23 protein-coding genes are annotated in these 20,919 nt (G+C 46.3%); 20 read left to right on the top strand and 3 right to left on the bottom strand.

What is annotated here, in order from left to right; translation table 11 throughout:
* Position 1: 1 nt before the first annotated feature.
* The 3 genes from recF to dnaA all read right to left on the bottom strand — a co-directional run bounded on the left by recF (position 2) and on the right by dnaA (position 3,661).
* Complete coding sequence (recF, locus tag AC3D28_RS11310) at positions 2-1,081, bottom strand: DNA replication/repair protein RecF (protein WP_098417061.1); 1,080 nt, start codon at positions 1,079-1,081, stop codon at positions 2-4.
* A 9-nt stretch (positions 1,082-1,090) separates the two neighbouring features.
* On the bottom strand, positions 1,091-2,191 hold the full coding sequence (gene dnaN / locus AC3D28_RS11315; RefSeq protein WP_488534799.1) for a DNA polymerase III subunit beta: 1,101 nt from the start codon (positions 2,189-2,191) through the stop codon (positions 1,091-1,093).
* Positions 2,192-2,254: 63 nt separating this feature from the next.
* Positions 2,255-3,661, bottom strand: a complete 1,407-nt coding sequence (gene dnaA, locus AC3D28_RS11320; RefSeq protein ID WP_098417057.1) for a chromosomal replication initiator protein DnaA — start codon at positions 3,659-3,661, stop codon at positions 2,255-2,257.
* 418 nt (positions 3,662-4,079) lie between these two features.
* Here dnaA and AC3D28_RS11325 point away from each other — a divergent pair, with 418 nt between their 5' ends.
* The 20 genes from AC3D28_RS11325 (at position 4,080) to atpG (ending at position 20,911) form a co-directional block, all read left to right on the top strand.
* On the top strand, positions 4,080-4,826 hold the full coding sequence (locus tag AC3D28_RS11325; protein ID WP_098417056.1) for an amino acid ABC transporter substrate-binding protein: 747 nt from the start codon (positions 4,080-4,082) through the stop codon (positions 4,824-4,826).
* 115 nt (positions 4,827-4,941) lie between these two features.
* Positions 4,942-5,613, top strand: coding sequence for an amino acid ABC transporter permease (locus tag AC3D28_RS11330; RefSeq protein WP_488534800.1), 672 nt, complete (start codon positions 4,942-4,944; stop codon positions 5,611-5,613).
* Positions 5,610-6,347 carry an amino acid ABC transporter ATP-binding protein gene (locus AC3D28_RS11335; RefSeq protein ID WP_098417052.1) on the top strand — a complete coding sequence of 246 codons (738 nt, stop codon included), beginning with the start codon at positions 5,610-5,612 and terminating at the stop codon, positions 6,345-6,347. Before AC3D28_RS11330 ends, AC3D28_RS11335 begins: the two co-directional genes overlap by 4 nt.
* 244 nt (positions 6,348-6,591) lie before the next feature.
* On the top strand, positions 6,592-6,726 hold the full coding sequence (rpmH, locus tag AC3D28_RS11340; protein WP_005378825.1) for a 50S ribosomal protein L34: 135 nt from the start codon (positions 6,592-6,594) through the stop codon (positions 6,724-6,726).
* A 46-nt stretch (positions 6,727-6,772) separates the two neighbouring features.
* Positions 6,773-7,096: a ribonuclease P protein component gene (gene rnpA, locus AC3D28_RS11345; protein ID WP_257145778.1), complete on the top strand. Its 324-nt coding sequence runs from the start codon at positions 6,773-6,775 to the stop codon at positions 7,094-7,096.
* Positions 7,063-7,320, top strand: a complete 258-nt coding sequence (gene yidD / locus AC3D28_RS11350) for a membrane protein insertion efficiency factor YidD (RefSeq protein ID WP_005378822.1) — start codon at positions 7,063-7,065, stop codon at positions 7,318-7,320. The genes rnpA and yidD overlap by 34 nt, the downstream gene beginning before the upstream one ends.
* A gap of 2 nt (positions 7,321-7,322) precedes the next feature.
* Positions 7,323-8,945: a membrane protein insertase YidC gene (gene yidC, locus AC3D28_RS11355; RefSeq protein ID WP_488534801.1), complete on the top strand. Its 1,623-nt coding sequence runs from the start codon at positions 7,323-7,325 to the stop codon at positions 8,943-8,945.
* Between the two features lie 117 nt (positions 8,946-9,062).
* Positions 9,063-10,424 carry a tRNA uridine-5-carboxymethylaminomethyl(34) synthesis GTPase MnmE gene (mnmE, locus tag AC3D28_RS11360; RefSeq protein WP_098417139.1) on the top strand — a complete coding sequence of 454 codons (1,362 nt, stop codon included), beginning with the start codon at positions 9,063-9,065 and terminating at the stop codon, positions 10,422-10,424.
* Between the two features lie 97 nt (positions 10,425-10,521).
* Complete coding sequence (gene mioC / locus AC3D28_RS11365; protein WP_488534802.1) at positions 10,522-10,956, top strand: FMN-binding protein MioC; 435 nt, start codon at positions 10,522-10,524, stop codon at positions 10,954-10,956.
* Between the two features lie 473 nt (positions 10,957-11,429).
* On the top strand, positions 11,430-13,328 hold the full coding sequence (gene mnmG, locus AC3D28_RS11370) for a tRNA uridine-5-carboxymethylaminomethyl(34) synthesis enzyme MnmG (RefSeq protein ID WP_488534803.1): 1,899 nt from the start codon (positions 11,430-11,432) through the stop codon (positions 13,326-13,328).
* Positions 13,325-13,960, top strand: a complete 636-nt coding sequence (rsmG, locus tag AC3D28_RS11375; protein WP_488534804.1) for a 16S rRNA (guanine(527)-N(7))-methyltransferase RsmG — start codon at positions 13,325-13,327, stop codon at positions 13,958-13,960. Before mnmG ends, rsmG begins: the two co-directional genes overlap by 4 nt.
* Before the next feature lie 10 nt (positions 13,961-13,970).
* A complete protein-coding gene (locus tag AC3D28_RS11380) occupies positions 13,971-14,744 on the top strand; it encodes a ParA family protein (protein ID WP_488534805.1) in 774 nt (257 codons plus the stop codon).
* Between the two features lie 24 nt (positions 14,745-14,768).
* The gene (locus tag AC3D28_RS11385; RefSeq protein WP_098417017.1) at positions 14,769-15,650 is read left to right on the top strand and encodes a ParB/RepB/Spo0J family partition protein; all 882 of its coding nucleotides are present in this window, start codon (positions 14,769-14,771) and stop codon (positions 15,648-15,650) included.
* Positions 15,651-15,830: 180 nt separating this feature from the next.
* Complete coding sequence (locus AC3D28_RS11390) at positions 15,831-16,220, top strand: F0F1 ATP synthase subunit I (protein ID WP_098417015.1); 390 nt, start codon at positions 15,831-15,833, stop codon at positions 16,218-16,220.
* Positions 16,221-16,228: 8 nt separating this feature from the next.
* On the top strand, positions 16,229-17,041 hold the full coding sequence (gene atpB, locus AC3D28_RS11395) for a F0F1 ATP synthase subunit A (RefSeq protein WP_098417013.1): 813 nt from the start codon (positions 16,229-16,231) through the stop codon (positions 17,039-17,041).
* A 56-nt stretch (positions 17,042-17,097) separates the two neighbouring features.
* Positions 17,098-17,352, top strand: coding sequence for a F0F1 ATP synthase subunit C (gene atpE / locus AC3D28_RS11400; protein WP_002540812.1), 255 nt, complete (start codon positions 17,098-17,100; stop codon positions 17,350-17,352).
* Between the two features lie 74 nt (positions 17,353-17,426).
* On the top strand, positions 17,427-17,897 hold the full coding sequence (gene atpF / locus AC3D28_RS11405; RefSeq protein WP_098417011.1) for a F0F1 ATP synthase subunit B: 471 nt from the start codon (positions 17,427-17,429) through the stop codon (positions 17,895-17,897).
* A gap of 14 nt (positions 17,898-17,911) precedes the next feature.
* Positions 17,912-18,445, top strand: coding sequence for a F0F1 ATP synthase subunit delta (gene atpH, locus AC3D28_RS11410; RefSeq protein ID WP_098417009.1), 534 nt, complete (start codon positions 17,912-17,914; stop codon positions 18,443-18,445).
* A 13-nt stretch (positions 18,446-18,458) separates the two neighbouring features.
* Entirely contained in the window at positions 18,459-20,000 is a 1,542-nt protein-coding gene (atpA, locus tag AC3D28_RS11415) for a F0F1 ATP synthase subunit alpha (RefSeq protein WP_098417007.1), read from the top strand.
* A 44-nt stretch (positions 20,001-20,044) separates the two neighbouring features.
* Positions 20,045-20,911: a F0F1 ATP synthase subunit gamma gene (atpG, locus tag AC3D28_RS11420; RefSeq protein WP_098417005.1), complete on the top strand. Its 867-nt coding sequence runs from the start codon at positions 20,045-20,047 to the stop codon at positions 20,909-20,911.
* Positions 20,912-20,919: the final 8 nt, after the last annotated feature.

A 20,919-nucleotide genomic window follows, 5' to 3' on the forward strand; every position in this document is an offset into this window, starting at 1 on the left:
TCTAGTTTGACTCTATCCTGCCGTGTTCCACATGAAACAATTTACCATTTTCGTCCAACATATCGGCGATCTGGTTTTCAGTGATAGAGCTTACAAATACTTGTGCACCCGTCTCTTTTAAGCAGTCAGCAAGACGCTTGCGACGTTGGCTATCTAATTCCGACGCGAAGTCGTCAATTAGGTAAATGCATTGTTTACCGGTCATTTGCGTCAGGTGTTGCCCTTGCGCGACACGCAATGCACACACCATGAGTTTTAATTGACCGCGTGACAGAACATCTTCAACGGGCGTTCCGTTCACTTTAATGCGCAAATCAGCTTTATTTGGGCCACTAAAGGTGTATCCCAAGGCCTGATCGCGCTCAAAATTCTTTTCTAGTATCTCTTGGTATGGGGTATCTTTATCCCAGCCTCGATAATACTTCAATTGGATCTCAAATTCTGGCAAAAATGTCTGACAGAGACTTTCTGCGACCGTTTTCATCTGTTCGATATAATACGCTCGCCACTGACTGATGTTTTCTGCCAAACGCGCCATTTCCCGATCCCAGTAACTGAGCTCTCGATAACCATTGGCGCTTTTTAACAGTGCGTTTCGTTGTTTGTTGAGTCGTTTAAACCGACCCCACGCTTGATAAAATGCAGGCTCAGTATGAAACACGCCCCAATCAATAAACGCACGCCGATGTTTTGGTCCATCAGTCAATAAATCAAACCCTTCCGGGTGTATCAACTGCAGAGGCAGCACTTGTGCCAACTGCGCTAATTTCTGCCCAGATTGACCGCCTATTTTAACCTCTGTTGAGCCATCACGCTGCTTATTAATGCCGATAGGTAGCTCAAATTGATCCGAGTTCAAAAAACGACCATGAACAAACAGCTCATCGCACTCATTTTGTATCACTCTCCCGGTTAAAGAGCTCTTGAATGAACGACCATGCCCGAGCAGGTACACCGCTTCCAAAACACTGGTTTTACCGCTGCCATTCGGCCCGATAAGAAAGTTAAACCCTGCTGATAACGCAATATCACAGGCTTTAACATTGCGGAACTGCTGAATGATGAGGCGAGAAAGAGGCATTCAGTTGGCTTATAGACGGATTGGCATCACCACGTACATGGCACTGTCATCGTCCGCATTTTCAATCAACGCACTGGCGTTGGCATCCGACATCGACACGCGCACATGTTCACAACGCAGTGTATTCAGAACATCCAAAACATAACTGACATTGAAGCCGATTTCGATGGCGTCACCCTCAAAGGTCACATCCAGCATCTCTTCCGCTTCTTCTTGCTCTGGGTTGTTGGCGGTAATGCGCATTTCGGTATCCGCTAGGTTGACTCGAACCCCTCGGAATTTTTCATTTGATAGAATCGCAGCTCGAGAAAAGGCTTGACGCAATTCATCACAACTTGCCACTAAGGTTTTGTTGGTGTTTTGCGGCAATACGCGGCGATAATCAGGAAAACGACCATCAACCAATTTAGAAGTGAAGGTAAAATTATTCACTTCAGCACGCACATTAGAGTTACCAATTTGCAATACCACAGGTTGTTTTGGCGCATCCATCAATTTAACTAACTCTTGGACACCTTTACGCGGCACGATAATTTGCTTTTGCGCAAAATCCGCCCCGAGCTGGGTTTGCGAGACCGCCATCCGGTGACCATCGGTCGCCACACTGCGTAGTGTTGCCCCCTCAATTTCAAACAGCAGCCCATTGAGATAATAACGAACGTCTTGGTTCGCCATTGAGAACTGTGTTTTTTCAATCAGTGCACGTAGATCCGCTTGGGTTAGTGAGACTTCCACTTCACTTTGCCAATCTTCGATATTGGGGAAATCATTGGCTGGGAGCGTGGCTAATGAAAAACGGCTACGGCCAGAACGAACTTGCACACGATCGCCTTCGAGTACGAAAGTGATGATCGCATCATCCGGCAGGCCACGGCAGATATCAAGAAACTTACGAGAAGGAACGGTAATACTGCCCGTTTCACAATCCCCTTCTAGCGTCACTTTGCTCACCAATTCCACTTCTAGATCGGTTGCGGTCATCGACAACACGTTCTCTTCTACTTTGAGCAGTAGGTTACCTAAAATTGGCAGAGTTGGTCGGCCACCTAAAGCGCCCGAAACTTGCTGTAGCGGTTTGATTAAATGACTACGTTCAATGGTAAATTTCATGCTTGGCTCTTTACGCTGTCAGCTTAATAAATGATTGGCTTAGAATACGGTTATTCTAACCGATTACGAAGACAGGGTGCGAATCAAGTTTGAGTAATCTTCTTTAATATCGTGGCTCTCTTCACGCAGCTGCTCAATCTTGCGACACGCATGCAATACGGTCGTGTGGTCACGACCACCAAATGCATCCCCGATCTCAGGCAAGCTGTGGTTAGTCAGCTCTTTAGCCAGTGCCATCGCCAACTGACGAGGACGAGCAACCGAACGAGACCGACGTTTAGACAGTAGATCCGCAATTTTAATTTTGTAGTATTCCGCCACCGTCTTCTGAATATTGTCGATGGTGACAAGCTTTTCTTGAAGCGCCAGTAAGTCGCGCAGCGCTTCACGCACAAAATCGATCGTGATTGGACGACCAGTAAAGTTGGCATTGGCGATGACGCGGTTCAAGGCGCCTTCCAGCTCACGGACATTAGAACGTAAACGTTTCGCAATAAAGAATGCCACTTCATCGGCAAGGTGGATTTGATGGTCTTCCGCTTTTTTCATCAAGATCGCAACACGCGTTTCTAACTCAGGAGGCTCAATCGCAACCGTGAGACCCCAACCAAAACGCGATTTAAGACGATCTTCGACACCGTTGATCTCTTTTGGGTAACGGTCTGAAGTCAGGATGATCTGCTGGTTGCCTTCAAGCAATGCGTTAAAGGTATGAAAAAACTCTTCTTGCGAACGCTCTTTATTCGCAAAAAACTGGATATCATCGATAAGCAATGCGTCAACACTGCGGTAATAACGTTTGAATTCTTCAATCGCGTTATTTTGTAGCGCTTTTACCATGTCTTGCACAAAACGCTCAGAGTGCATGTATACCACTTTCGCATTTGGCTTGTTATCCACAATCGCATTACCCACGGCATGCAATAAGTGCGTTTTACCTAAACCCGTACCACCATATAAGAACAAAGGATTGTAGGCTGCACCCGGGTTACCCGATACCTGACGTGCCGCTGCCAAACCAAGCTGGTTCGACTTACCTTCCACAAAGTTGTTGAACTTGTGCTTTGGGTTTACGTTTGAACGGTGATGAATGTTCGCAATAGCCTGTGCGTCATCGTCCCACATTTTATGTACAGGTTTCCGTGCCTGTAATTGGGCAGGGGCAGACGATTCTGCCGCCACATCAGCGGGTGTGCGTGTCGGTACCGGTTTAGGTTTAGAAACAGGTCGGCTACCTACTTCAAAACGCAAGTTAGGGATATCGCCCCCACAGTAATCCTGCAGTAACCGAGTAATACTGTTCAGATACTTATCACGCACCCAGTCCAACACAAAGCGGTTTGGCGCGAATAGAGTGAGAGTATTGTCATTGAGCTCCGCTTGTAGCGGACGAACCCACATGCTGAATTCTGTAGCTGGTAGCTCTTCTTGAAGCTGCTGCATACATTGCAGCCAAAGCGAAGATGACACGGTGCCCCCACTGAGTAGTTGGATTATCGGAAAAGACTGGCAATTTTACCTGTTGATAACCAAGATCGCCAGCGATTGATCGATGATCCAGTGAATAAGATCCAAGTTATGCACAATTGTTTCTGCAAATTAGATGAGATCACCACACCTTACCCCTACTTTACCCACACAACGATCCACATTGAATGAAAAAGGTAAGATCAAGCGACTGGTGATAAGTCTGTGCATTATTTTATTAGCCACCGCGATTTTGTCGATCATCAATAGCTATAATCCGATCGCATTTTTATCATCTTCGCCATCAGTCTTCTATCATTTGAGTACTTATTACTCTCTGGTCTAGGTTATTGCTCTTGGTTATTTATCATTAAGCTGACTAACAGTAGTATTTCCAACCATAAAATTATGGAGATGTATTATGAAAAACTGGATTAAGGTTGCCGTTGCAGCCATCGCTTTGTCTGCCGCTACCGTTCAAGCGGCGACTGAAGTCAAAGTTGGCATGTCAGGTCGTTACTTCCCGTTTACTTTTGTTAAACAAGATAAGCTACAAGGCTTTGAAGTCGACATGTGGGATGAAATCGGCAAACGCAACGACTACAAGATCGAATACGTTACCGCCAACTTTTCTGGCTTGTTTGGCCTGTTAGAGACAGGCCGTATTGATACTATCTCTAACCAGATTACGATGACTGACGCACGTCAAGCGAAATACCTATTTGCTGATCCGTATGTCGTCGATGGCGCACAGATTACGGTACGTAAAGGCAATGACAGCATCAAGGGTGTTGAAGACTTAGCCGGTAAAACCGTTGCTGTCAACTTAGGTTCAAACTTCGAGCAGCTGCTTCGCCAGTACGATACAGATGGAACCATCAACATTAAAACGTACGACACTGGTATCGAACATGATGTGGCACTCGGTCGCGCTGATGCGTTTGTGATGGACCGTTTATCCGCCCTAGCCCTGATCAAAAAAACGGGACTGCCACTCAAGCTTGCTGGCGAACCATTTGAAACCATTCAAAACGCATGGCCTTTCGTTGATAACGAAAAAGGTCGCAAACTGCAAGCCGACGTAAACAAAGCATTGGCTGAGATGCGTGCAGACGGTACCGTTGAGAAAATTTCAGTGAAATGGTTTGGCGCCGACATCACGAAGTAAGAACTCTTTGTACTTTAGGACGCAAAGTGGTATCACTCTCGGCCTAAAATTGACTCATAGTAAGGTGGAACACGGTTTTCCACCTTTTCTTTTCTCTAGCCTTTAGGTAAGCCGTATGGGATTTGACTTTAATTACATGTTGGAATTGCTGCCTATATTACTGAAATATCTCGGCACAACCATGGAAATGGCGACGTGGGGGTTAGTATTTTCACTGATTTTATCCGTCATTTTAGCCAATATTCGCGTATTTAAACTGCCAGTGCTTGATCAATTAAGTCAACTGTACATTAGCTTCTTCCGTGGCACCCCGCTTTTAGTTCAACTTTTCCTGCTTTATTATGGCTTGCCGCAAATCTTCCCCTTGATGGTCGGCATCGACGCTTTCTCAGCGGCGGTTATCGGCTTGACGTTGCACTTTGCCGCTTATATGGCAGAAAGCATTCGTGCCGCCATTATTGGTATCGATCGCAGCCAGATGGAAGCCAGCTTGTCTGTTGGCATGACAACCTCACAAGCAATGCGTCGCGTAGTCTTGCCGCAAGCAACGCGTGTCGCCCTGCCTTCGCTGATGAACTACTTCATCGATATGATTAAGTCGACGTCCCTTGCCTTTACGCTTGGCGTAGCAGAAATTATGGCCAAAGCGCAGATGGAAGCCTCATCGAGTTTCCGCTTTTTTGAAGCCTTCCTCGCGGTTGCATTAATTTACTGGGGAGTAGTGGTCATTTTGACTCGCGTGCAGACTTGGGCAGAAGTGAAACTGAATAAGGCGTACATACGATGATCAAATTAGAAAATATCCACAAACGTTTTGGTGAGACAGAGGTATTGAAAGGTATTAACCTCGATATCCAACAAGGTGAGATCATCGTTATCATCGGCTCAAGTGGTACAGGTAAATCCACCCTACTGCGTACCGTGAACTTTCTTGAACAAGCCGATGAGGGCCGCATCTCTATAGATGATGTTTCTGTGGATGCGCAGAAGCACACGAAAGCAGAGGTGCTTGCTCTGCGCCGGCGTACTGGCTTTGTATTTCAGAATTATGCGCTGTTCGCCCACATGAATGCTCGCCAAAATGTTGCTGAAGGTCTGATCACCGTGCGTGGCTGGAAAAAAAGTGACGCGCTGAAACGCGCCCAGCAAATTTTGGATGATATCGGTCTGGGAGATAAAGGCGACAGCTACCCAGCCGCCCTCTCAGGGGGGCAGCAGCAACGTGTCGGTATTGGCCGTGCAATGGCACCGCAACCAGAGTTGTTATTATTTGATGAGCCGACATCAGCGCTGGATCCAGAACTGGTCGGCGAAGTTCTTTCTTTAATGAAGCAGTTAGCGAACCAACATCAAACCATGCTGGTGGTAACGCACGAAATGCAATTTGCGAAAGAGGTCGCGGATCGCGTGATCTTCATGGCGGAAGGAAACATTGTCGAACAAGGTTCTCCACAGGATATCTTCAATAATCCACACGATCCTCGTTTGAAAAAATTCCTTAACCAAGTCGGGATAGAGTAACGATCTGGCATCAAGATCGATTGATCCTTGAGATTTCACTCACACTACGTATAATCGCCCAGCCGGAATTTCGTACTCATTGAGTCATTGACACATTATGTGAGTGTGATTACAATTCCGCCTCTTTGTTGAGAGGCGTCGGTTTTTCTTCTCTATATAAAGAGTTTCTTTATAACAAAGAAAACAAAAACCAACGCTGGGTTTAACAAGAACCTAAAACTACTGATCAGTAAAGGTAATTATCATGAAACGCACTTTTCAACCTACAGTTCTAAAGCGCAAGCGCACTCACGGCTTCCGTGCTCGCATGGCAACTAAGAACGGTCGTAAAGTTATCAACGCACGTCGTGCAAAAGGCCGTGCGCGCCTATCAAAATAATCGTTAGTTTATTTTGAACACGTACGCGTTTAATCGGGAGTTACGTTTGTTAACTCCCGAGCATTATCAAAACGTCTTCCAGCAAGCTCATCGAGCTGGCTCGCCTCATTTCACCATCATTGCTCGCAACAACAAACTTTCTCACCCACGATTAGGTTTAGCTGTTCCGAAAAAGCAAATCAAAACTGCTGTCGGTCGTAACCGATTTAAGCGTTTGACTCGTGAAAGCTTTCGTCACAATCAACATCAACTTCCAAATAAAGATTTTGTTGTGATTGCGAAGAAAAGCGCGCAAGATTTAAGCAATGAGGAAATTTTTAAGTTGTTTGATAAGCTATGGCAACGCCTGTCTCGCCCTTCACGTGGATAGCCATTGGGCTCGTTTATCTTTATCGCTGGTTTATCAGCCCTTTGATTGGTCCTCGTTGCCGGTTCACACCAACCTGCTCCACTTACGCGCTAGAAGCTTTGAGAGCTCACGGTTTTGTAAAAGGATGTTGGTTATCAGGCAAACGTCTATTAAAATGCCATCCTTTGAATGAAGGGGGGTATGACCCCGTTCCACCAGTCCAAAAACAAGACAGAGATAACTAACGATGGATTCTCAACGTAATATCCTGCTCATTGCTCTGGCCCTGGTTTCTTTCTTGCTGTTTCAACAATGGCAAGTAGCGAAGAATCCAGAACCTCAAGCAGTTGAACAGGCTCAATCAAGCAGCACTCTACCTGCACCATCTTTTGCTGATGAGCTAGATCCAGTTCCTGGTCAGCAGCAAGCTTCTGCAAAAACTATCACAGTAACGACTGATGTTTTAACTCTGTCGATCGACACCGTTGGTGGCGATGTGGTACATGCCAACCTTAACGAATACTCTGCTGAGCTTGATTCATCAGATTCATTTGTTCTGCTGAAAAATACTCAAGGTCACCAATTCATCGCACAGAGCGGTCTTGTTGGTCCTCAAGGTATCGATCTGAGCAGCACGAATCGCCCTCACTACAATGTTAGTGCAGACAGCTTTACGCTGGCTGATGGTCAAGATGAACTTCGTGTTCCGATGACTTTCACTACCAATGGCATCGAATATACCAAGACTTATATCTTTAAACGCGGCAGCTACGCGCTTAATGTTGAATACGATGTAGTGAATAACTCTGGTAACAATGCCACCTTCGGTATGTACGCTCATTTGCGCCAAAGTTTGATGGACGATGGCGGCAGCATCACAATGCCAACTTATCGTGGCGGTGCTTACTCCACAGAAGACACGCGTTACAAAAAGTACAGCTTTGATGATATGCAGGATCGCAACCTGTCTCTTAATCTAGCCAATGGCCAAGGTTGGGCAGCAATGATCCAGCACTACTTTGCAACTGCTTGGATTCCACGTAATGAGCCAGGCACTAACCTCTATACACGTGTGATTGGTAACCTCAGCGATATCGGTGTGCGTATGCCGAACAAAACCATCGCAACGGGTGATCAAGCGAACTTTGAAGCAACACTATGGGTTGGTCCAAAGCTGCAAGATGAAATGGCCGCGGTCGCACCGAACCTAGATCTCGTCGTGGATTACGGCTGGTTGTGGTTTATCGCCAAACCTCTGCACATGTTGCTTTCATTCATCCAGAGCTTTGTTGGTAACTGGGGTGTAGCCATCATCTGTTTGACCTTTATTGTTCGTGGTGCCATGTACCCGCTCACCAAAGCGCAATACACGTCGATGGCCAAAATGCGTATGCTACAGCCTAAGCTGCAAGCAATGCGTGAGCGTATCGGTGATGACCGTCAGCGCATGAGCCAAGAAATGATGGAACTGTACAAAAAAGAGAAAGTAAACCCACTCGGTGGCTGTTTACCTCTTATTCTACAGATGCCTATTTTCATCTCACTATACTGGGCACTGATGGAATCGGTTGAGCTACGTCACTCACCATTCTTCGGTTGGATTCATGACCTATCCGCGCAGGACCCGTACTACATCTTGCCACTATTGATGGGTGCTTCAATGTTCCTGATCCAGAAGATGAGTCCAACGACCGTGACGGATCCAATGCAGCAGAAGATCATGACCTTTATGCCGGTGATGTTTACCTTCTTCTTCTTGTTCTTCCCATCAGGCCTTGTCCTGTACTGGTTGGTGTCGAACATTGTGACGCTTATCCAGCAAACTCTAATCTACAAAGGGTTGGAGAAAAAAGGCTTACACAGCAAGTAATCCTTTAGGAAATGAGTGAGAAAGGCGGCCAAAAGGTCGCCTTTTTGTTTTTGGCTGATTACAATTCAGCTAATTAACGTTATGGCTCAATTTGAGCCCAGCTCAAAAGGCAAAATTATGACTACAGATACGATTGTCGCTCAAGCGACCGCGCCTGGTCGTGGCGGTGTCGGTATTATTCGTGTTTCAGGCCCAAAGGCCACTCAGGTGGCGCAGGCCGTCACAGGCAAGACACCAAAGCCTCGTTACGCAGAGTACCTGCCGTTTAAAGCCGAAGATGGCACTGTGCTTGACCAGGGCATCGCTCTTTACTTCCCAAATCCGCACTCTTTCACTGGTGAAGACGTGCTTGAGTTGCAAGGGCATGGCGGCCCTGTCGTGATGGATATGTTGATCAAGCGTATTCTCGGTATTCATGGAATTCGCGCCGCTCGTCCGGGTGAGTTCTCTGAGCGCGCATTCCTTAACGATAAGCTCGACCTTACACAGGCCGAAGCCATTGCAGATTTGATAGATGCCAGCTCAGAAGAAGCCGCCAAATCAGCCTTACAGTCACTGCAAGGTCAGTTTTCTCAGCGTATACAAACGTTAGTAGAATCACTTATCCACTTGCGGATCTACGTAGAAGCCGCCATCGACTTTCCTGAAGAAGAAATCGATTTTCTGGCCGATGGTAAAGTGTCAGGTGACCTACAGGCCATTATCGACAACCTCGATGCGGTGCGTAAAGAGGCGAATCAGGGGGCCATCATGCGTGAAGGGATGAAAGTCGTGATCGCAGGCCGTCCGAATGCAGGCAAATCAAGCTTACTCAATGCACTGTCTGGCAAAGAGTCCGCAATCGTAACAGACATAGCAGGCACCACACGTGATGTACTGCGTGAGCACATTCATATTGATGGTATGCCACTACACATCATTGATACAGCAGGCCTACGCGATGCATCTGATGAAGTAGAAAAAATTGGTATTGAGCGCGCATGGGATGAGATTTCTCAAGCAGACCGCGTACTCTTTATGGTAGACGGCACCACGACCAATGCCACCGATCCAAAAGATATCTGGCCAGATTTTGTGGATCGTCTGCCAAGCAGCATCGGCATGACAGTGATCCGCAATAAAGCCGATCAAACCGGTGAAGACATGGGGATCTGCCACGTCAACAATCCAACGCTTATCCGCCTATCGGCTAAAACTGGCGCTGGGATTGAGGCACTGCGTGAACACCTCAAAGCATGCATGGGCTTCTCGGGGAGTCGTGAAGGGGGCTTTATGGCACGTCGCCGCCACCTCGATGCGTTGGAGCGCGCCGCACAGCACCTTCAAATAGGCCAGGAACAGCTGGAAGGCTATATGGCGGGTGAGATACTAGCCGAGGAGCTACGTATCACTCAGCAACATTTAAATGAGATAACCGGTGAATTCAGTTCAGATGACTTACTCGGTCGCATCTTCTCCTCCTTCTGTATCGGGAAGTAATCTCACCCGCGGTATTGAACTGAGTTTAATACCGCGTTTTTTTGTCCGGTCACCGTCTCTGCAACGTGGTGGCCGTCGTATTCAATAAGGAAGAAGTATGATCCACATAATTACAGGCAGCACGCTAGGTGGCGCCGAATACGTAGGCGATCACCTCAGTGATCTACTTAATGAAAACGGATTTGAAACCACGATCCACAACCAACCCTCGCTACAATCGATCGAAAATCAAGGCACTTGGCTTGTGATCACCTCTACTCATGGCGCGGGGGAATATCCAGATAATATCCAACCTTTCATCGCCGCATTGCAAGATACGCCACCCAAAATGTCGGATGTGAAGTTTGCCGTGATCGCGATTGGTGACTCAAGCTATGACACGTTTTGTGCTGCAGGTCGACACGCATACGATCTTTTAGAGGATATCGGAGCAACCCCGATTGCAGACTGCTTTCTCATCGACGTGCTCAATCATATGGTCCCAGAAGATGCGGCAGAAGCATGGTTAAACGAGCACATTGAGCGATTTTAGTCCTCAATTACCCTTCTAACAGAGCCGCCATTCGGCTCTGTTTTTTTTCATGTGAATAACTTTCCCCAAATAACGGCGTTCAACCGCTCAAAAAACAACCAAACAGTCTGTGTATAACAACGGTAATATCCAGTGAATTTCCTTTAGTTATCCAAAGAACAACTTTTATTTTTTTAGCCCCTGTGGATAACAAGGCATTTTGATCCCAGCTTATACGCGATCTGATCCAAGCATGATCACAAGGTATGATCCAATTAAGATCCATGATCTTGTTGATCATTTTTACGTTATCCACAGAAGAGGTCGATCCTAATAATAGATCTAATAAAAGATCATATATAAAGATCTATTATATATAGGCTTGGAACCTAAAAAAGATAAAGCAAGAAAACGTTTTTCTCTGTGGCATAAAGCAGGTAAAATGCGGCTCCTTTATCTGTCCAATAAATCCTTTGAATACCTGAGGTCAGTTCATGCTTTATCACGAAAACTTTGACGTCATTGTTGTCGGTGGCGGACACGCAGGAACGGAAGCCGCACTCGCATCTGCACGCACAGGACAAAAAACGCTTCTCCTTACCCATAATATTGATACGTTAGGTCAGATGTCTTGCAATCCGGCGATTGGTGGTATCGGTAAAGGTCACTTAGTAAAAGAAGTGGATGCTATGGGCGGTTTGATGGCCGAAGCTATCGACCATGCAGGTATTCAATTTCGTACACTAAATGCTTCTAAAGGTCCGGCAGTTCGGGCGACCCGAGCTCAAGCGGATCGGGCTCTGTACAAAGCGTATGTTCGTAATGCATTAGAAAATGCACCCAATTTAACGTTGTTCCAACAGTCGGTTGACGATCTGATTGTTGAGCAAGATCGCGCCGTTGGCGTTGTAACGCAAATGGGACTTCGATTCCATGCCAAAGCGGTAGTGTTAACGGTTGGCACCTTCCTCGGTGGTAAGATTCATATTGGTATGGAAAGTTCTTCCGGTGGTCGTGCAGGAGATCCTCCTTCGATCGCATTGGCGGATCGATTGCGTGAGCTGCCATTTCGAGTGGATCGTTTGAAAACGGGAACACCACCGCGCATTGATGCTCGCAGTGTCGATTTTTCTGTGCTTGAAGCACAACACGGTGATAATCCTACCTCGGTATTCTCGTTCATGGGGAAGCGAGATCAACATCCTCGCCAGATCCCATGTTTTATCACCCATACCAACGATCAAACGCACGATGTGATCCGCAATAATTTGGATCGTAGCCCAATGTACGCTGGTGTGATTGAAGGCATTGGTCCGCGTTACTGCCCGTCTATCGAAGACAAGGTGATGCGCTTTGCGGATAAGAACAGCCACCAGATTTTTATCGAGCCTGAAGGACTTACTACGCATGAGTTGTACCCGAATGGTATCTCGACGAGCTTGCCGTTTGACGTTCAAGTACAAATCGTACGTTCGATGAAAGGTTTTGAAAACGCGCATATCGTACGTCCTGGTTACGCGATTGAATACGATTTCTTCGATCCTCGCGATTTGAAGCAAACATATGAAACTAAATTTATCCACGGCTTGTTCTTTGCGGGTCAGATTAATGGCACAACAGGCTACGAAGAAGCGGCCGCACAAGGCCTAATGGCAGGCTTGAACGCAAGCTTGTACAGCCAAGACAAAGAAGGTTGGAATCCGCGTCGTGATCAAGCTTACATGGGCGTCTTGATTGATGACTTGTCGACCATGGGGACTAAAGAACCGTACCGAATGTTCACTTCCCGCGCGGAATATCGCCTGCTGCTTCGTGAAGACAACGCCGATTTGCGCTTAACTGAGAAAGCACGTGAACTTGGTCTGATTGATGACGTTCGTTGGGCGCGCTTCAACGAAAAAATTAATAACATGGAAACCGAACGTCAGCGCCTAAAATCGACGTGGATGAACCCAAACTCAGAAGGGGTTGAGGCGTTAAACCTATTACTGAAAACGCCAATGGCACGTGAAGCAAGTGGTGAGGATCTGCTGCGTCGTCCTGAGATGAGCTACGCTCAGTTGACTCAATTGGATGCGTTTGCACCAGCGCTAGAGGATCAACAAGCGGCTGAGCAAGTTGAAATTCAAGTTAAATACGATGGTTACATCAAACGTCAGCAAGATGAGATTGAAAAATCCCTTCGCCATGAGAACACAAAACTGCCGGCGGATATCGACTACAGCGACGTGAAAGGTTTGTCGAATGAAGTGGTGGCCAAGCTGACGGAAGCTAAGCCTGAAAGCGTTGGTATAGCTTCGCGTATTGCCGGTATTACCCCAGCAGCTATCTCGATTCTACTCGTTCACTTGAAGAAGCACGGTTTGCTGAAAAAAGGTGAGGAAGAGTCATGAGTGCACTTCGCACAAAACTGGATGCGCTGATCGCGCAAACCGAGTTAAATGTCTCAGATAGACAGCGCGAGCAGTTAGTCGGTTACGTTGAGCTGCTCGATAAGTGGAACAAAGCGTACAACTTAACATCCGTGCGAGATCCGCATGAGATGTTAGTAAAACACATTCTTGATAGTATAGTGGTTAGCGCTCACTTACCCGGTGAGCGATTTATAGACGTTGGTACAGGTCCTGGTTTACCAGGGATTCCACTGGCGATCATGGCGCCGGAAAAAACGTTCTTCTTGCTCGACAGTCTTGGTAAGCGGATTCGTTTTATTAAGCAAGTCGTGCACACGTTAGGGCTGGTAAACGTGACACCCATTCAAAGTCGCGTCGAAGAATTCCAGCCGGAAGAAAAATTTGATGGCGTTTTAAGTAGAGCTTTTGCTTCAATGACGGACATGGTGGAATGGTGCCATCATTTGCCGGAAGAAGAGCATGGGGTGTTTCTAGCGCTGAAAGGACAGCACCCTAAAGATGAAATGGATCAGCTTCCTGAGTGGTGCAGTGTGACAGAGATCATATCTTTGGCTGTTCCTCAGCTGGAAGGTGATCGTCATCTAGTAATCTTATCGCGTAAGGGAAATTAGCGAGGTAGTTGTGGGTAAAATTGTAGCAATCGCCAACCAGAAAGGTGGGGTCGGCAAAACAACAACGTGCATTAATTTAGCGGCTTCGATGGCGGCAACAAAGCGCAAGGTTTTGGTGATCGATCTCGACCCTCAAGGCAATGCTACGATGGCCAGTGGTGTGGATAAATACATGGTTGACGCCACGGCGTACGACCTTCTGGTCGAAGATACTCCGTTTGAGCAAGTGGTGTGCACCCAAACAACGGGGAAATTCGATTTAATTGCGGCGAACGGTGACGTTACTGCCGCTGAGATTAAATTGATGGAAGTGTTTGCTCGCGAAGTGCGGTTGAAAAATACATTGTCGTCAGTTCGCGATAACTATGATTTCATCTTTATTGATTGTCCTCCTTCGCTAAACCTTCTTACAATCAACGCCATGGCAGCCGCTGATTCTGTGCTGGTGCCGATGCAATGTGAATACTTTGCGTTAGAAGGTTTAACTGCTCTTATGGATACGATTAGCAAATTAGCGGCCGTGGTCAATGAAAACCTCAAAATAGAAGGTTTACTGCGTACGATGTACGATCCGCGTAACCGCTTGTCTAATGAAGTATCTGATCAACTTAAAAAACACTTTGGTAATAAAGTTTACCGCACGGTCATTCCGCGTAATGTTCGTTTGGCCGAAGCGCCAAGTCACGGAAAACCTGCGATGTACTACGATAAGTACTCTGCAGGTGCCAAAGCGTATCTTGCTCTAGCAGGCGAAATGCTCCGCCGCGAAGAAATCCCAGTTTAACACTAACCTAAGGAATTCAATCCCATGTCTAAGCGTGGTCTCGGAAAAGGACTGGATGCGTTATTGTCGACCAGTTCGTATGCTCGTGAAAAACAGCATATCGCATCACACAGCCAAGAATTATCGGCGGATGGTGAGTTGACCGATTTGACAATAGGTCAATTGCAACCGGGCGTATACCAACCGCGTAAAGATATGGCACCGGAAGCGTTGGAAGAACTGGCTGCTTCGATTCAGTCTCAAGGTATCATTCAGCCGATCGTGGTTCGCCAAGTGGAAAATGGTCAGTTTGAGATCATCGCTGGTGAACGACGTTGGCGTGCAGCGAGGCAAGCAGGCTTAAGGCGTGTACCTTGTTTGGTGAAAAAAGTTGAAGATCGCGCTGCGATAGCGATGGCGTTGATTGAAAACATTCAACGTGAAGACTTGAATGTGATTGAAGAATCTCAAGCCTTAGAGCGCCTACAAGATGAATTTACACTAACGCATCAGCAAGTCGCCGAAGTAATTGGTAAGTCGAGAACGACCGTCAGTAACTTACTACGGCTAAATCAGCTAGAGTTAGACGTGAAAAATTTGGTTGCCGATAAACGGCTTGAGATGGGTCATGCTCGTGCGCTCTTGGTATTGCAGGGCGAACAACAAGTGGAAGTCGCTCACCTAGTTGCGAAGAAGCAGATGACCGTTCGCCAAACCGAACAGTTAGTAAAAAAGTGCTTAGCTCCACAAAATGAGCAAAAAGCGCAACAAGAAGATACCGAAGCTGAGCAAATATCGCATAAATTGAGTCAGCAGCTTGATGCGAAAGTTTCTCTGACCCGTTCTGTAAACGGAAAAGCGAAATTGACGATAAGTCTTGATGATCCTCACAGATTAGACCAACTAATTGCTAAGCTTGAGGCCTAAGTGAGATAATTGATTTAGGTCAATTAATCTAATTTTGTGCGAAAGTTGTCGTTTTGTAAACAAAACTGTAAGTTTTTGATGCAATCGAATTGCTTTACGTTGAACTGAACGTATAATTTTCGTCAATTTCCCTGCACAGAGAGTTTAGTGCGAAGTGGATATTACTAGAGGTACGAATACATGGTAGCTGCGTTAGCTAGACCAGGACGAGAGCTCGCAAGGCAATTGTTAATGATCCAGTCTGGCGCGGTTATTTTTGTGGCGGCAGGAATGGCGGTAGCCGTAAATCCTGATTGGGGACTTTCAGCGCTGATTGGCGGAGGCATTTTTGTTGTTGCCAATGCTGTATTCGCTCTGTGTGCTTTCATGTTTAGTGGAGCACGCGCTGCCAAGCGCATCGCGGCTTCCTTCTATGCGGGGGAAGTACTGAAAATTCTCATCACGGTTGCACTGTTCTATGTTGCCTACATGTATATGCAGGTGGAACTTGTTCCCCTCAAACTAACCTATTTGCTGGTACTAGGTATTAATATCTGTGCACCAGTGCTATTCATTAACAACAAAAAATAGGATGAGTTATGGCTGCGCCAGGTGAAGCGCTAACATCGTCCGGATACATTGCCCACCACCTTTCTAACCTATCGCTGTATAAGTTGGGTTTAGTAGGGTCGGAGACAAGTTTCTGGAACGTACATATCGATAGCCTGTTTTTTTCTTGGTTTACTGGTTTAATTTTCCTTGGGATTTTTTACAAAGTAGCAAAGAAAACAACAGCAGGTGTACCGGGTAAGCTTCAGTGTGCTGTAGAAATGATCGTGGAATTTGTCGCTAATAACGTCAAAGACACGTTCCATGGACGCAACCCACTGATCGCGCCTTTAGCACTGACTATCTTTTGTTGGGTATTCTTGATGAACGTGATGGACTTAGTTCCTATCGACTTCTTACCTTACCCAGCAGAACATTGGCTAGGTATTCCTTATCTTAAGGTTGTACCGTCTGCTGATGTGAATATCACCATGGCTATGGCTCTAGGCGTTTTTGCCTTGATGATTTACTACAGCATCAAAGTGAAAGGTCTAGGTGGATTCGCAAAAGAACTTGCACTACATCCATTCAATCACCCACTCATGATCCCGTTTAACCTATTAATTGAAGTGGTATCGCTACTCGCGAAACCGCTATCACTGGGTATGCGTTTATTCGGTAACATGTTCGCAGGTGAGGTTGTATTCATTCTTTGTGCGGCAATGCTACCATGGTACTTACAATGGATGGGTTCACTACCGTGGGCAATCTTCCATATCTTGGTTATTACGATCCAAGCCTTCGTATTTATGATGTTGACAATTGTTTATCTGTCAATGGCACACGAAGATCCTGATCATTAATTTTTTTAAGCTTTTTATTTGGGCACTAAGCCAACAACTATAAATTGGAGATAGTAATGGAAACTTTACTGAGCTTTTCTGCAATCGCGGTAGGTATTATCGTCGGTCTTGCTTCTCTTGGTACAGCGATTGGTTTCGCACTACTAGGTGGTAAATTCCTAGAAGGTGCAGCACGTCAACCAGAAATGGCTCCTATGCTACAAGTTAAGATGTTCATCATCGCGGGTCTGCTTGATGCGGTTCCAATGATCGGTATCGTAATCGCGCTACTATTCACTTTCGCAAACCCATTCGTTGGTCAACTAGGTTAATCACCTTCAACTCGGGACGAGCGATTAGCGCTTGTCACTGATTAACACTAAGTCCAAATAGAGGGGTAGCTGTTGTGAACATAAACGCAACTCTGCTAGGTCAAGCAATTTCGTTCGCACTGTTTGTGTGGTTCTGCATGAAGTATGTATGGCCGCCAATTATGCAAGCGATTGAAGAACGTCAGAAGAAAATTACTGATGGTCTTCAAGCAGCAGAACGTGCTGCAAAAGACTTGGATCTAGCACAAGCCAACGCTTCTGATCAGTTGAAAGAAGCGAAGCGCACAGCAACTGAGATCATCGAGCAAGCGAATAAGCGCAAGTCTCAAATTCTTGATGAAGCTCGCGAGGAAGTTCAGGTAGAACGCCAGAAAATCCTAGCGCAAGCAGAAGCAGAACTTGAAGCTGAGCGCAATCGTGCACGCGATGAGCTGCGCAAACAAGTTGCTACTCTGGCTGTAGCTGGTGCTGAGAAAATCCTTGAGCGTACTATCGATAAAGATGCGCAAAAAGATATTCTCGACAACATTACTGCAAAACTTTAAGTCTGGGGGCGCATATGTCTGATTTGACTACTATCGCACGCCCCTATGCTAAAGCAGCCTTCGACTTTGCTTTAGGGGAAGACCAGTTGGACCAATGGGGCCAAATGTTGTCTTTTGCTGCTGAAGTGGCTAAAAACGAACAAATAAAAGAACTTCTAACGGGGTCTGTTTCTGCTGAGAAAATGGCGGAAATATTTGTTGCAGTTTGCGGCGAACAAGTTGATGCACACGGTCAAAACCTTTTGAAGGTGATGGCTGAGAATGGTCGTTTAGCGGCCCTTCCTGATGTTTGTATAGAGTTCTTCGCGTTGAAGAAAGAACATGAGAAAGAAGTTGATGTTGAAGTCATTTCAGCAACAGAGCTTTCTGATGAGCAGCTTGCAAATATTAGCAGCAAACTTGAAAAGCGTCTTGAACGCAAAGTGAAGCTGAATTGCAGTGTAGAAGAGACCCTACTTGGTGGGGTTATTATTCGAGCCGGAGACCTAGTCATCGATAACTCAGCGCGTGGTCGTTTGAACCGCCTGAGCGATGCATTGCAGTCTTAATGGGGATTGGAGCATGCAACTTAATTCCACGGAAATTAGCGAACTGATCAAACAACGTATCGAATCTTTCGACGTTGTTAGTGAAGCTCGCAACGAGGGTACTATCATCTCGGTAAGTGATGGTATCATCCGCATCCACGGCCTAGCGGACGTGATGCAAGGTGAAATGATTGAATTACCGGGTGGCCGTTATGCACTGGCACTTAACCTAGAGCGTGACTCTGTTGGTGCGGTTGTAATGGGCCCATATGCTGACCTTAAGGAAGGCATGAAAGTTACAGGTACTGGCCGCATTCTTGAAGTGCCAGTTGGTCCAGAACTACTAGGCCGCGTCGTTAATACGCTGGGTGAGCCTATCGATGGTAAAGGTCCAATCGAAGCGAAATTAACTTCGCCTGTAGAAATGATCGCACCAGGTGTAATCGAACGTAAATCGGTAGACCAACCAGTGCAAACTGGTTATAAGTCAGTTGACTCAATGATCCCTATCGGTCGTGGTCAGCGTGAACTTATTATCGGTGACCGCCAGATTGGTAAAACTGCACTGTCTATTGACGCGATCATTAACCAGAAAAACTCTGGTATTTATTCAATCTACGTAGCTATCGGTCAAAAAGCATCGACTATCGCTAACGTAGTTCGCAAACTAGAAGAGCATGGTGCACTACAAAATACTATCGTAGTGGTTGCATCCGCTTCTGAATCTGCAGCGCTGCAATACCTAGCGCCATATGCAGGTTGTGCGATGGGTGAATACTTCCGTGATCGCGGCGAAGATGCACTGATTGTTTATGATGATCTATCTAAGCAAGCCGTTGCTTACCGTCAGATCTCTCTACTACTGAAACGTCCACCAGGCCGTGAGGCATTCCCAGGTGACGTATTCTACTTACACTCTCGTCTGCTAGAGCGTGCTGCTCGTGTAAACGAAGAGTATGTAGAGCGTTTCACTAATGGTGAAGTGAAAGGTAAAACAGGTTCTTTAACTGCACTACCTATCATTGAAACTCAAGCCGGTGATGTGTCAGCATTCGTACCGACTAACGTAATCTCTATTACCGATGGTCAGATCTTCCTGCAAACTGAGCTATTCAACGCCGGTGTTCGTCCAGCCGTTGACCCAGGTATCTCAGTCTCTCGTGTAGGTGGTTCAGCTCAGACGAAAATCATCAAGAAACTATCAGGTGGTATCCGTACAGCATTAGCTGCATACCGCGAACTAGCGGCATTTGCTCAGTTCTCTTCTGATCTTGATGAAGCGACGAAGAAACAGCTAGACCATGGTCAAAAAGTAACAGAGCTAATGAAGCAGAAGCAGTACGCTCCAATGTCTGTATTTGATCAAGCGTTAACTATCTTCGCAGCAGAGCGTGGTTACCTAGATGATGTAGAACTCAACAAAGTTCTAGATTTCGAGGCGGCTCTACTATCGTACGCTCGCGGTCAATACGCTGAACTAGCAGCTGAGATCGACAAGTCTGGTGCTTATAACGATGAAATCGAAGCTCAGTTGAAGAAACTGACTGACGAATTCACAGCAACCCAAACTTGGTAATTAGATCGGTGGCAGTTTCTGCCACCAACTAACGGAGAGTAACGATGGCCGGCGCAAAAGAGATACGTAATAAAATCGGTAGTGTTAAAAGCACGCAGAAAATTACGAAAGCGATGGAAATGGTGGCAGCTTCAAAAATGCGTCGTTCTCAAGATGCAATGGAAGCTTCTCGTCCATACGCTGAAACAATGCGTAAAGTGATCGGTCATGTGGCTAACGCAAACCTAGAGTACCGTCATCCGTACCTAGAAGAGCGTGAAGCCAAACGTGTTGGTTACATCATCGTTTCGACAGACCGTGGTCTGTGTGGCGGCTTGAACATTAACGTGTTCAAAAAGTCGGTGACAGACATGAAAGCATGGAAAGAGAAAGGTGCTGAAATTGAGCTAGCGGTTGTTGGTTCAAAGGCAACCGCTTTCTTCAAACATGGTGGCGCAAAAGTTGCGGCACAGGTTTCTGGACTGGGTGATAACCCAAGTTTAGAAGACCTAATCGGTTCTGTTGGCGTAATGCTGAAAAAATACGATGAAGGTAAACTGGACCGTCTATATGTAGTGTTCAACAAGTTTGTTAACACTATGGTTCAGCAACCGACGATCGATCAAATGCTACCTTTGCCTAAATCGAACAGCGAAGATATGCAGCGTGAGCACTCATGGGACTACATTTATGAGCCTGAGCCGAAACCTTTACTGGATACGCTATTAGTGCGTTACGTAGAGTCTCAGGTATACCAAGGTGTGGTTGAGAATCTTGCTTGTGAGCAAGCGGCTCGAATGATTGCGATGAAGGCTGCAACGGATAATGCAACCAACTTGATTGATGATTTAGAACTTGTGTACAACAAAGCCCGTCAGGCTGCGATCACACAAGAACTGTCTGAAATCGTTGGCGGTGCATCTGCGGTTTAGGCTTAGGT

The sequence above is a fragment of the Vibrio sp. TAP-3B genome, from assembly GCF_057784735.1.